The 13,595-nt window shown below is 40.1% G+C and carries 12 protein-coding genes and 1 pseudogene; 1 reads left to right on the top strand and 12 read right to left on the bottom strand.

Translation table 11 applies throughout. The features are described 5' to 3' along the window. The first annotated feature begins 193 nt into the window (after nucleotides 1–193). Nucleotides 194–1,055 (top strand): annotated as a pseudogene (locus AC4CU0_RS08530) (YbgF trimerization domain-containing protein). Nucleotides 1,056–1,115: 60 nt separating this feature from the next. On the opposite strand, the gene lpxA reads toward AC4CU0_RS08530, so the two are convergent. From lpxA to rimO, 12 genes are all read right to left on the bottom strand, one after another. After that, nucleotides 1,116–1,904: an acyl-ACP--UDP-N-acetylglucosamine O-acyltransferase gene (gene lpxA, locus AC4CU0_RS08535; RefSeq protein WP_180078389.1), complete on the bottom strand. Its 789-nt coding sequence runs from the start codon at nucleotides 1,902–1,904 to the stop codon at nucleotides 1,116–1,118. Continuing rightward, nucleotides 1,901–2,386 (bottom strand): 3-hydroxyacyl-ACP dehydratase FabZ, encoded by a 486-nt coding sequence (gene fabZ, locus AC4CU0_RS08540; RefSeq protein WP_180063675.1) that lies wholly within the window; start codon nucleotides 2,384–2,386, stop codon nucleotides 1,901–1,903. The genes lpxA and fabZ overlap by 4 nt, the downstream gene beginning before the upstream one ends. A gap of 5 nt (nucleotides 2,387–2,391) precedes the next feature. Next, entirely contained in the window at nucleotides 2,392–3,462 is a 1,071-nt protein-coding gene (gene lpxD, locus AC4CU0_RS08545) for a UDP-3-O-(3-hydroxymyristoyl)glucosamine N-acyltransferase (protein ID WP_490742933.1), read from the bottom strand. A 3-nt stretch (nucleotides 3,463–3,465) separates the two neighbouring features. Continuing rightward, a complete protein-coding gene (locus AC4CU0_RS08550; RefSeq protein ID WP_490742934.1) occupies nucleotides 3,466–3,966 on the bottom strand; it encodes an OmpH/Skp family outer membrane protein in 501 nt (166 codons plus the stop codon). 41 nt (nucleotides 3,967–4,007) lie between these two features. Then, a complete protein-coding gene (gene bamA / locus AC4CU0_RS08555; RefSeq protein ID WP_490742935.1) occupies nucleotides 4,008–6,485 on the bottom strand; it encodes an outer membrane protein assembly factor BamA in 2,478 nt (825 codons plus the stop codon). A gap of 40 nt (nucleotides 6,486–6,525) precedes the next feature. Continuing rightward, a complete protein-coding gene (rseP, locus tag AC4CU0_RS08560; protein ID WP_490742936.1) occupies nucleotides 6,526–7,881 on the bottom strand; it encodes an RIP metalloprotease RseP in 1,356 nt (451 codons plus the stop codon). Between the two features lie 3 nt (nucleotides 7,882–7,884). Continuing rightward, a complete protein-coding gene (ispC, locus tag AC4CU0_RS08565) occupies nucleotides 7,885–9,081 on the bottom strand; it encodes a 1-deoxy-D-xylulose-5-phosphate reductoisomerase (RefSeq protein ID WP_490742937.1) in 1,197 nt (398 codons plus the stop codon). Then, nucleotides 9,082–9,906 carry a phosphatidate cytidylyltransferase gene (locus AC4CU0_RS08570; RefSeq protein ID WP_078193533.1) on the bottom strand — a complete coding sequence of 275 codons (825 nt, stop codon included), beginning with the start codon at nucleotides 9,904–9,906 and terminating at the stop codon, nucleotides 9,082–9,084. Then, nucleotides 9,907–10,662 (bottom strand): polyprenyl diphosphate synthase, encoded by a 756-nt coding sequence (gene uppS, locus AC4CU0_RS08575; RefSeq protein WP_078188723.1) that lies wholly within the window; start codon nucleotides 10,660–10,662, stop codon nucleotides 9,907–9,909. It lies immediately after the preceding gene. Nucleotides 10,663–10,668: 6 nt separating this feature from the next. Then, nucleotides 10,669–11,223, bottom strand: a complete 555-nt coding sequence (gene frr, locus AC4CU0_RS08580; RefSeq protein ID WP_078188724.1) for a ribosome recycling factor — start codon at nucleotides 11,221–11,223, stop codon at nucleotides 10,669–10,671. 79 nt (nucleotides 11,224–11,302) lie between these two features. Beyond that, nucleotides 11,303–12,031: a UMP kinase gene (gene pyrH / locus AC4CU0_RS08585; protein WP_078193535.1), complete on the bottom strand. Its 729-nt coding sequence runs from the start codon at nucleotides 12,029–12,031 to the stop codon at nucleotides 11,303–11,305. A 45-nt stretch (nucleotides 12,032–12,076) separates the two neighbouring features. Continuing rightward, on the bottom strand, nucleotides 12,077–13,420 hold the full coding sequence (rimO, locus tag AC4CU0_RS08590; RefSeq protein ID WP_490742938.1) for a 30S ribosomal protein S12 methylthiotransferase RimO: 1,344 nt from the start codon (nucleotides 13,418–13,420) through the stop codon (nucleotides 12,077–12,079). Nucleotides 13,421–13,595: the final 175 nt, after the last annotated feature.

Below are 13,595 nucleotides of genomic sequence, written 5' to 3' on the forward strand. Positions count from 1 at the left end.
AATCAATATGATGGTCGATGATGTAGAAAACGTGAAACATCATCACTATATTTTTACTTTAATACACAACAAGATTGTAAAAGCTTATTGCAATTCAGAACTTTGGCGTTTTTAATGTGCTTATCGTTTTATCTAAAGCAGTCTGTAATAAAACTATTCAATACGGACATGCTTGCAACTACATGGAATTTTTATGATGTTTAAACAGCATGTATTGTGTGCCCTTACATTGACTTGCTCAGGTACGCTATTTGCCAATATTCCAATTGAATCTCGTGGTTTGAGTGGCGCAGATAATGGTACTGTGTATACAGCAAATAATACAGCCATTCAAACAGGTGCTGGCTCTACACCTACGCCAACCAATTTGAATTGGCAGCTCATGCAGAAAAACCAACAGCTCGAAAATGAATTACGTAGCTTACGCGGTAAAATGGAAGAGCAAGACAATATTATCGAACAATTAAAAAGTGAACTTACTAACCGCTATGCAGATTTAGATCAACGTTTGGAGCTACTCCAACAAAAAGTAGATCCGAGTGAAGACACAGAGGCTGCGGAGGATAACCAACAAGGTACTGCACCCAGTAGCAGCTAATATAGCCCCTACACCAGCTAAACAACCTACGACCCAAGCAACATTAAGCTCATCTGCAAAACAACCTGTAAATGCAGGTGGTGACTCACTTGAGCTTGAGAAAGCAGCTTATACCGTTGCTTTAGATGCATATAAACAAGGTGGTGCGAAAAAAGCCATTGCACCAATGAAAAACTTTATTAAGAATAATCCTAATAGCGTCTACATTAGCAATGCATATTTTTGGTTAGCTGAGTTCAACCTTGCTGTTGAACCGACCAACTACGCAGAAGCGAAAAAGAACTATAGTATCGTGGTAGATCAATACCCTGAGTCGACCCGCGCGCCTAGAGCGTTATATCAACTGTATAGCATTGCAAAAGACGTCGATCGAAATAGCAGTTTAGCAACGCAGCTCAAAACCAAGCTTACCCAAAAATATCCAAAATCTGAAGAAGCAGGCTTTGTTAAAAAATAGTCCTATTTTTAACGCAAAAAAAAAGACACCTTATAAGGTGTCTTTTTTTATTCGCAGCATTTAGCGTACGATACCGCGCTTAGACTGCTCAAGTGAGTCAATCAACAATTGCGCTTCTGCCACTTCAGGCAAAATTTCAGTACGAATACGCTCAATCGCTTCATTCGTCGTTAAACCATCTTTATAGATCAATTTAAAGGATTCACGTAAACCTTGAATCACATTTTTAGACCAACCTTTACGACGCATGCCTTCAATGTTCATGGCAAAAGCATGGGCTGGATTACCAGATACCATGACATAAGCAGGTACATCTTTCAAAATAAGCGATGCACCACCGATCATACTGTATGAATCGATTTTACAGAATTGATGAATACCAGAGTTACCACCTACGATGACATAATCACCAATGTGGACATGACCTGCAACGCCGACGTTATTAGCAAAGATATTATGATCACCTACCACACAGTCATGTGCAATATGTGTATTCACCATCAATAAATTATGACTACCAACTTTAGTTAGACCCTGATCTTGAACAGTACCACGGTGTAAACTACAGTGTTCACGAATCGAGTTATGATCCCCGATTTCTAACCACGTTTCTTCACCAGCATATTTCAAGTCTTGGCAAACTTCACCAACACTGGCAAATTGAAAAATTTCGTTATGTTGACCAATACGGGTATAACCACCCACCACAACATGTGAATGCAGTTTAGTGCCCGCTCCAATTGTGACTTTAGGACCAATAATACAATATGGTCCAATTTGCACATCCGGAGCAATTACTGCTGATGAGTCAATAATGGCGGTAGGATGAATTAATTCGTTATTGCTCATGCTGTCTCTGTTTTCTGATGCGAAACCATAATTTCCGCGGTTGCTGCGACTACGCCATCTACAGTGGCAACACAATTATATTTGTAAATGCCACGCTTTTGCATCACTAATTCTGATTTTAATACAAGTTGATCGCCTGCAACGACTTGTTTTTTAAATCGGACCTTTTCAGCACCAGCAAATAAGAATAACGAACCCGCTGAAGGTTTCTCATTATTCATGATGAAACCTAAAATACCCGATACTTGCGCCAATGCTTCAACAATCAGCACGCCCGGCATAATTGGGTATCCTGGGAAATGACCTTGTAAGAATTCTTCGTTAATCGTTACATTTTTATAGCCTACAATCCCGTTGTCAGTCACTTCAACAACACGATCAACCAATAAAAACGGATAACGATGTGGCAAATATTCACGAATAGTCTGAATAGTCATTGGTAATTCAGGTTTTGTGAAAGCTGGGGTATTCGACTCTGTCATCATAATTATTTACGCAATTTAAATGTTGATTCAAGGGACTCAATTTGAGACTGCATATGATCAAGTCGTTTGACCAATTGGGTCAATGGCACATCTGCTAATTGTTTAAAGCGGATTGCTGCCTTTTTCCAAGAACCACTTTCAAGCATTGGCGTACCTGAAGAATAACTTCCAGCAACGGAAATACTTTTTGTGACCATTGACATACCGGTAATTGTCACATTATCTGCAATATTAATGTGACCTACGATACCAACAGCCCCTGCAAGCACACAATTTTTGCCAATAGTTGTACTACCCGCAATGCCACATTTCGCAGCCATTGCCGTATTTGCACCTACTTTGACGTTATGCGCGATTTGCACAAGGTTATCAATAATGACACCATCTTCCAAAATTGTGTCATCTAAAGCACCACGGTCGATACTACAATTTGAGCCAATACGCACATCATTCCCGATGCGTACAGAACCTAATTGAGCAATACGATGCCATTTCCCTTGATAAGGTGCAAAACCAAACCCTTCACCACCGATCACCGTATTTGCATGGATACGTACACGATCACCTAACTTGGCTTCACCAGTAATCGTCACATGCGAATCGATAAAACAATCTTTACCAATTTCTACACCATGATCAATTTTCACTTGGGATTCAATGCGCGTTCCTTCACCCACCACGCTATTCGCACCAATCACCACATAATGCCCAATATAAGCAGTATCAGAAATGATTGCGGAAGGATGAATTTGAGCAGTACTTTCAATTCCTATTTCTACAGATTTTTTTTCAAAAACATGCGTCAGAATAGCAAAAGCCAGATACGGATTGGGTACAACAATGAAGTTTTGCTGTGAAGGGATTTGTGACTGCATGTCTGCAGTCACAATCAGCGCACCAGCCTGAGACTTTTGAGCTTCATTCAGATATTTATCTGCGTTTAAAAATGCAAGCTGATGCGGTTGAGCACTCTCTAAACTTGCCATTCCACTGAATTGCAAGTCTAGCTGGCCAATACATTGACCTTGAACAAGTTGAGCAAGCTTTTCTAAACTGAATTTTTGAGAATTCATTGATTATTTAATTGCATTAACCTTTTGAATCATTTTATCAGTTAAATCAAACTTAGGGTCATACGCAAGTGCTGAATTTTTATTCAAAACAACATCTAACTTATTTTCTGTGCGCAATTGTTCTGCAACTTGTTTGATTCGAGTATCCATTGTGCGATTTAAGGACTGAATATTCCCTTGAACCGAAGCTTGAACTTTTTGCTGTAAATCAGTCAGCTCTTTAAGTTTAGCTTGATACTGTTGACCCATTTGCTGCTTTTGCGCAGCAGTCAACTTATCACCACCCTGCTGAGCTTTTTGCTGCATTGCTTCCAGCTCTTTAGCCAGTGATTCAATTTTAGTGGTTTGTGGTTTCAACTGCTGTTGAATTTGAGCATTTTGTAGTTTTAGATAATTGCTTTGATCCACCACCTTTTCTAAATCAACCACACCGTAACCTGCTGCATGTACTGCAGCAGAACATGACATACCCAATACCGCCAAACCAGCAAATAATTTATTCATCTTATCAACCTGTAATTTTGTTATTCCCAGAAGGGTCGTACTTAGAACGTACGACCAATCTCGAATTGGATTTCTTTTGTTTCATCACCAGCTTTGTCATTAAGCGGGAATGCATAACTGAGTGAAATTGGACCAATCATCGTGATCCAAGTAAAGCCTGCACCAACGCTATAACGCATATTTTTCATATCAAAACCGAAGTTATCTTTACAGTATTTGCGATCTTCACTTGACTGAGATACATCACATTGGGTATCAAATACTTGCGCGCCTTCAGCAAACAATACTGGGCGTACTTGACGCGCCCAATCGCCTTTAAATGGCACAGGTAAAGCTAATTCAGTACCAAATTGAATTAAAGCATTACCACCAACTTCTTCCATATCATAATCAGTTTGATTGGTATCTTGGTAATAAACACCCGGATATTTTGGACCCAACGTACTGTTATCATAACCACGTACCGAACCAAAACCACCTGCATAGAAGTTTTTATAGAACGGTAAATCATTACCATAACCCAACTTACCATAGCCACGGAACACAAAGTCTTTACCTAATGGGAAGTAAGCCTGGGCATCATACGTAACTTTTTGATATTCAACATCACTACCAGGTAGCGCCACTTCGGCATTCACACGATGAGACATACCTGACGTTGGGAATACTGGACGGTTTAAGGTGTTATATGACCAACCTAAATTTAAATTATAAGTTAAAAAATCACCTTGATACTCAGCACCATATGGCAACGTATTAATCACATTACCTTTAGAGTCTACGCAACCTTTATCCACATCTGTTGTACCAGGACAATATTGACCTGTTTTTGTTTCCTTACCACCATGGCTCGTTAAATAATCAGCAACATATGTAGAAACATAAGGACCCGTAGTCACATCAGTTTTATCTACATTTAACCCCATACTGATACTTTGGTTTTCATCGATCGGATAACCAAAGTTAATACCACCACCAAAACTGTCAGTGACGTAGTTGTTAACGTTATAGTCGTCATCTAACTTGGTTTTACGGTAGTACAAGTTATAACCACGGCGTACACCATCAATAGTGAAGTATGGGTCAGTTACACTGAGGTTGTAATAATCTTGAGTCTCTGAACGAGACAAATCGATAGAAACTGCATTACCTGTACCCAAGAAGTTGGTTTGACTCAAACCTGCTTGGAAAGTCACACCGCCACTTTGTGAGAAACCAACAGCTAAAGTACTTGTCCCCGAATGCTGCTCTTCAACATTTACATTTAAATCAATTTGATCTGGCGTGCCCGGAATACGTGCAGGCTTAACATCAACGGTTTTAAAGAAACCAGTACGTTCTAAACGCACTTTAGACAAATCAATTTTTTCGTTACTTGCTAAGGCGCCTTCCATTTGACGCATTTCACGACGTAGAACTTCATCAGCTGTTTTCGAGTTACCTGTGAAATTAATACGGCGAACAGTGACTTGCTGGCCCGGATTCACATAGTAATTTAAATCAACCAATTTGGTGTCTTTATTGATTTCAGGAACAATGTTCACTTCTGCAAAGTAGTAACCTGCGTTACCGTATTTACGAAGTAAAAGTTGTTTCACACCATTCACTTTTTCTTGTGAATATAAATCGCCATCTTTATAAAGTTTTAAAGCGTTTAAATCTGTTTGCGTATAAAGCGTATCACCTAAGAAATGGGTTTCACCAAACTTAAATTGTTCACCTTCATCCACCGAAACTTCGATAAAGACGTGTTTTTTATCTTCACTCAAATTCAGACTTGAATTGGTAATGTTGAAGTTGATGTAACCTTTGTTGAGATACATCGCACGTAACGCTTCTAAACTCGCAGCCATCTTTTCACGTGCATAGCGGTCATTACGAGAAATGATCGAGTTCCAACCACTTTCTTTTAATGCAAAAATTTGTTTAATTTCGCTTTCTTTAAAGACCGTATTACCAATGATATTAATATCAAATACTTTGGCAGATTGACCTTCTTCAAACTCGATTAAGACATTTACACGGTTATTCGGTTGAGCGGTTGTAATAACTTTTACATCAGCATCGTAGCGACCTTGCTGCATGTACTGTTGTTCTAATTCAGTTTCAACCGTTTGCAAAGATGATTTCTTTAAAACTTCACCTTCGGACAGACCCATTTTCTTTAAGCCTTCTTCCAAGGCTTCTTTAGGAATAAGTTTATTGCCTTTTAGCTCAACTTTAGAAATTACTGGGCGTTCAACCACTGTATATACAAGGGTATTACCGACTTGTGAAGACTTCACATCATCAAACAAACCCGACGCAAACATGCTACGAATTGAGTTTGAAATGATTTGATCATTGACACGATCACCAGCGGAGAATGGGATCATTCCGGCTACATTGTCAGGAGTTAAACGCACTAAGCCATCAACACGAATATCTTGTACTACAAAATCATCTGCTGCATATACTTGTTGTGCTACGGCCATAGCACTAACCAGTGCCAATGGCATAAATAAATGTTTGTGCTGCATGCCAGTCTTTTCCGCTGTTAATTTATTTCGTATAACGTTCTTATAAACGCATAATGTCATTGAATAGAGCCAGTAGCATCATGCTACCCAGCAATACCATACCAATTTTCAATCCAACCAATTGTATTTGTTCAGAAACAGGTTTACCACGAATTAATTCAATAAAATAGTAAATTAAATGACCGCCATCGAGCATAGGAATCGGTAGTAAATTTAAAATACCCAAACTTACACTCATCAGTGCCATAAATGAAATGAAGGTTTGCCACCCCATCTCAGCACTTTGTCCAGCCACTTTCGCAATGGTAATCGGACCAGATAAATTATCTAAACCAACCAAACCACGCACCATTTTTACAATAGAATTCAGGATCATACTAGAGATCTGACCTGTTTTTTCTACTGCTTTGCCCATCGCTTCTACAGGCGTGTATTGAATGGTTTGTTTGTATTCGGCTGGAATATTGACTTTACCCGGATCGCTTTGTACACCTAAAAGCCCTGTGACTTTACCCATTTGATCACGCTTACCTTGCGGCATCACGCTTAAATGCACAATTTTATTTTGTCGTAAAACATCAATTTTAAGTAACTTTTCTGGAGAAGCTTGTACAACTTGTACAACATCAAACCAGTCTTTCATTTTTACGCCATCAATCGAAATAATTCGATCACCCACTTGCATCCCTTGGCGAATTGCTGCGCCATCTTCACTGAGTTTTGAAACCACTGCAGGAATTTCAGGACGATACGGTGTAAAACCAAGAACATCGAGTGGTGACTGAGTTTGATCGCGTAAGAAACTCTGAATCGGTAAACTGAAGTTTTGAATTTGCCCTGCACGTTCAGCTTGAATTTGAATATTGCCAGTTTCACCTACACGATCAACCAAGGCATAATTCAAGCGCTCCCAAGTAGATACTTGAGTGCCATCTACGGCAGTAATTTTATCACCAGTCTGCATTTGCGCAGCCGCTGCTGGTGTATTTGGTAAAATTTTACCTACACGCGTATTCAGCTGTTCCTGTGCGGGTAAAAATAAAATCCAAAACAACACTACTGCAAAAGCCAAGTTGATGAGTGGCCCTGCCGCAACAATTGCAATACGCTTCCAAGGGTGTTGTCGGTTAAATGCTTTCGGTAAGTCTTCTGCTGCGACATCACCTTCGCGTTCATCCAACATTTTGACATAACCACCCAGCGGTAATGCAGACAGTTGATATTGAATACCTGATTTCTTCGACGTCCACTTAAGTAGTGTTGGGCCAAAACCAATCGAATACACCAAAACCTTTACGCCCAGTTTACGTGCAACGAAATAATGCCCAAATTCATGAATCGCTATCAGCGGTCCAAGTAGCAATATTGCTGCAATAATCATAAACAAGGCATTCATGTCTTAACTTCCTGAATTCAATACTGCTTTTTCAGCAACCATACGTGCCGATTTATCTGCATGCAAAATAACATCAATATTATTTGCAGCTGAGTTTTCAACTTGCCCCAACACATGTTCCACAATTTGCGGGATTTGAGTAAAGCCAATTTTCTCATGCAAAAATGCTGCCACGGCGATTTCATTGGCTGCATTTAAAATGGTAGGAGCTAAGCCCCCAGCCTTCATGGCTTGACGTGCTAATTTTAGTGCTGGGAATCGCTGTATATCAGGCTGTTCAAAGTTTAAATGTGAATGAACAAATAAATCTAATGGAGGCACATGTGTTTGAATACGCTTTGGCCACGCTAATGCATGAGCGATAGGCGTACACATATCAGGATTTCCCATTTGTGCCAAAGTCGAACCATCTACATATTGAACCATTGAATGAATGATACTCTGTGGATGGACAACAACTGTTACAAATTGTTCTTCAACTGCAAAAAGATGACAGGCTTCGATTAATTCCAAGCCTTTATTCATTAGCGTTGCAGAATCAACTGAAATTTTTTGCCCCATCGACCAATTTGGATGCTTACAGGCTTGGGCCGGCGTTACACTTTGCAATTGTTCTAAACTATGATGTAAAAATGGACCACCAGAAGCGGTAAGTAAAATTTGTTTGACACCTAGCTTTGGCTGACCATGACGCTCACCTTGTAGATAAGTTTCAGGTAAGCATTGGAAGATTGCATTGTGTTCAGAATCGACTGGCAGCAACAAAGCATTATTTTCACGTGCGGTCTGAATCATGATGTCACCCGACATCACCAGCGCTTCTTTATTTGCAAGCAACACGCGTTTACCTGCTTTCGCAGCAGCCAATGTAGGTAGCAACCCTGCCGCACCAACAATAGCTGCCATGACCACATCAACCTGTGGATGTTCTGCTACTGCAATCAATCCTGCTTCATCATGCAGGATTTCAATATCAGTTAATTTTTCAGCTACCAGTAATTGGCGCAGTTCATCCACTTTATTGAATGGAACAACCGCGATTTTCGGTCGATATTGTTTGCATATTTCGACAAGTTCTACAATTCGGCTATGTGCAGTGACTGCAAAAACTGAATACTCTTCGGGGTGCTGTTGCAGAATCTTTAAAGTACTTTGACCAATGGATCCTGTTACACCCAATATACAAACAGATTGTGACATCTATAAATCTACGCCAATTAATTTTAAAACATACATACCTGCTGCAAAGATAGGTGCTGCAGCAAGCAACGAGTCGATACGATCCAGCACACCGCCATGTCCTGGAAGAATACGACCAGAATCTTTGATCCCTGCACGACGCTTGATCATCGATTCAAATAAATCACCAAGTACTGAACTAAATACCGTTATTACTGAAAGTATTAAAAATAAAATATGTTCAGCGATGCTTAAATCTAGATAAATAATTTCAACAACAATGACAATTAGCATTGCAGTAAATAGACCGCCGTATAAACCTTCGATCGATTTATTCGGGCTCACATCTGGTGCAAGTTTTTTCTTACCAAATTTACGTCCCACGAAGTATGCACCACTGTCTGCACCCCATACCAACAGGAACAGATACATGAGCCACCACGGTGAGTTCATCCACACAGAAAAAATAGCGGTTACAGCAGCAGGAACTAAGACTAAACCAATACCACTCAGACTCGGGTTATACCAGTTATCGTAATCAGGATAAGACTTCACCCAATAAACACTTAAGATCCAAGTAAAGATCGAAGCCGCCCAAAGCAGTAATGCAACATCTGTAAAATGCAATGCTAGTGCTGAAAGAATAGCAGTGACTAGACCATAGCCCCAAGCGAAAGGTTTAATCACATTTTGTGTATTACGCGGCATGAGTTTAAACCACTCATAACCCGCGACAGCTGATGCAATGATCATCAGCACAAGCATTGGGTATTTAGACTCGGTTGCAAACATGCAACTCAGTACAACTGAAACCAGTACCAATGCGGTTATTATCCGCTCTAACATTTATTTATTCTCAAACTGCTCTTGTTGAATCTGCTCTGAGGTCTTACCAAAACGTCGTTCACGACCACCAAATACCGCTAGTGCGTCGTCAAATTCTTCAATGGTAAATTCGGGCCATAATGTCTGGGTAAAATAAAGTTCTGCATAAGCAGCTTGCCACAGCAAGAAGTTCGAAAGACGGAAATCTCCACCTGTACGAATTAACAAATCTACCGGAGGTAGATCACTTAAACTGACATATTGACCAAAGACTTCAGCATCCACTGCTTCAAGATCGATTTTGTTAGTTAAAACATCTGCTGCGATTTGTTTTGCAGCCTGTGCCATATCCCACATACCACCATAACTAATTGCAATAGTTAAAGTCATGCTGTCGAAATTAGCAGTCCTTTGTTCGGCTTGCAACATTAAGTCACGTAAGTTAGGAGATAAACGAGAACGATCACCAATAAAACGGAGGGAAATGTTAAATTTTTCCATACGTGGCAACTGCTCATGAATGGTTTCTTCGAGAAGAGCCATCAACAAATCAACCTCAAACTGAGGACGATTCCAATTTTCACTCGAGAAAGCAAAAACGGTCAGTGCTTGGATATTTCTTTTACGACAATGTTCAACGATGGGATCTAGGATGTCCTTTCCAGAACGATGCCCTTCACCTTTTTGCATTTGATTCTTTTTGGCAAAACGATTGTTGCCATCCATAATGATGGCAACATGTTTTGGAAGACGGGAAGTTTCTTCAGATGAGGTCATTAAAACTTAGACCTTCATCAATTCAGCTTCTTTTGCAGCCAGACGTTTTTCAACTTCAGCAACGAATTTGTCTGTGATTTTTTGAATGTCATCACCCGCACGACGCTCATCATCTTCAGAAATTTCTTTTTCTTTCAACAATGCTTTGATATCACCCAAAACATCACGGCGGATGTTACGGATCGCAACTTTTGCATTTTCAGCTTCGTTACGTGCAACTTTCTGCATGTCTTTACGTGTTTCTTCTGTTAATGCAGCCATAGGAACACGAATGGCATCAGCAGTAATCGGGTTTAAGCCCAAGTCAGATTCACGGATTGCTTTATCAATTGCAGCAACCATTGAACGTTCAAAAGGCTGAACAAGTAAAGTACGTGAATCTTCTACGCCTACGTTCGCCACTTGGTTTAATGGCACATCAGAGCCATAGTAAGGAACCATAACACCATTTAAAATTGATGGGTGCGCGCGCCCTGTACGAACTTTAGCAAAACCATGCTCTAAAGAATCTAGAGATTTGTTCATACGGTCTTCTGCGTCTTTTTTAAGATCGTTAATCATGTGATCTTCCTTACTTAATTCGAAAAGATGTAAATTCTAAAATAGCTTGTAGTATAAAGAGCTTTAGGGCCCACGTACATTAGTTAGTAACGTGAGTACCCTCTTTTTCACCCATTACCACTGAAAGCAATGAACCTGATTTGTTCATATCAAATACTTGAAGTGGAACGTTGTGGTCACGGCATAAGCAGATCGCAGTTAAATCCATCACACCCAGTTTTTCATCTAAAACTTGGTCAAATGTTAATGCATCGTATTTCACTGCATCTTCATATTTGCTTGGATCTTTGTTGTATACGCCATCAACCTTAGTCGCTTTAAGGATAAGATTGGCTTCAATCTCAATACCGCGTAAGCATGCTGCTGTATCTGTCGTAAAGAATGGGTTACCCGTACCTGCAACAAATACACAAACTTCGCCACGAGTTAAATGACGAATTGCATCACGGCTAGAATATGATTCAACTACAGCACCAATGGGTAAAGCTGACATTAGACGAGTTTTGATATTACGACGTACCAAAGCATCACGCAGTGCCAAACCGTTCATCACAGTGGCCAACATACCCATTTGGTCACCTGTTACACGGCCAACCAAACCATCTTTTTGTAATTGGCTGCCACGGTAAAGGTTACCACCGCCGACAACGATACCCACTTGAACACCCAAACCAACAAGGTGCGCAATTGCGAGTGACATTTGATCGAGCACTTGTGCATCGATACCCATCTCTTTATTGCCCGCTAAAGCTTCACCTGAAAGCTTAAGCAGGATGCGACCAAAACGTGGTTTTTTAGAATCAAGCATCATCAACTCCGAATTATTTAATTTCAATTATTTTTAATGAATCGTTTAAGCAGACTTAACCGAGATCAGTTTTGCAAATAAGTCATATTCATCTGCATCTGTGATTTCCACTTCAAGTAAATCACCTGCTTTAATCACTGACTTATCGATATCTTCCACAAAAACATTACCGTCAATTTCAGGTGCATCTGCATAAGAACGCGCAACAGCAACAGGGAACTCTTCTTCAAGATCATCCACAAGTACTGTCATTTTCTGACCGATACGACTTTGCAATTTCGCAGCAGAGATTTCTTGCTGAACTTGCATGAAACGTTCATAACGCTCTTGTTTGATTTCTTCAGGCACATGATCTGGCAAATCATTTGCAGTCGCGCCTTCAACTGGTGAGTAAGTAAAACAACCCACACGATCAAGCTGCGCTTCTTTTAACCAATCAAGCAACATTTGGAAGTCTTTTTCAGTTTCACCCGGGAAGCCCACAACAAATGTAGAACGAATCACAAGATCAGGGCATTTCTCACGCCAAACTTTTAAACGCTCCAGTGTATTTTCACTGTGCGCAGGGCGTTTCATGAGTTTTAAAATCTTAGGACTTGCATGCTGGAATGGAATATCCAAATACGGCAGGATTTTGCCTTGTGCCATTAAGTCAATCACAGCATCCACATGTGGATATGGATATACATAGTGCAGACGCACCCAGATACCCAATTGACCCAATGCTTCACACATGTCATAGAATTTGGTTTTAACGGGCTGACCATTCCAGAAGTCCAATTTGTATTTGGTGTCTACGCCATAAGCCGATGTATCTTGAGAAATCACAAGGACTTCTTTTACGCCTGCTTTTTTCAGCGCTTGAGCTTCAGTCAATACTGAACCTACTGGACGAGAAACCAAATCACCACGCATGCTTGGGATGATACAGAATGTGCAACGATGGTTACAACCTTCTGAAATCTTCAAATAAGCATAATGTTTTGGTGTTAATCGAATACCTTGTTCCGGTACTAGATCAATAAACGGATTGTGTTTCGGTGGCTCAGGCACGTATTCGTGCACAGCTTCCATCACTTCTTGATATGCCGCAGCACCTGTCACTTTTAAGACATTTGGGTGCATTTGGCGAATTTTGTCTTCGTCTTTACCTAAACAACCAGTCACAATTACGCGACCGTTTGAACTCATCGCTTCGCCAATGGCATCTAGCGACTCTTGTACTGCAGATTCAATAAAACCACAGGTATTTACAACTACTAAATCGGCACCATCATAATCTGATGCTACATCATAACCTTCAGTCTTTAACTGAGTTAAAATTCGTTCGGAATCTACCAATGCCTTAGGACAACCTAAAGAAACAAAACCGACTTTGGGGGATTTCATGAATCTGCGCTCCACTATAATCCGCGTATTGTATGTCTTTTCAAAACATAAAAACAGGTGAAAAGGCCACTCTTTATATCACGCACTAAAATAATGCTATAAATTCATCCATATAATTTCATTTGCACCATTTTAATGCATTTTTGATTTACAGCCTGTTTTTAATCGGCTATAC

The organism is Acinetobacter sp. LipI_15, from assembly GCF_058242865.1.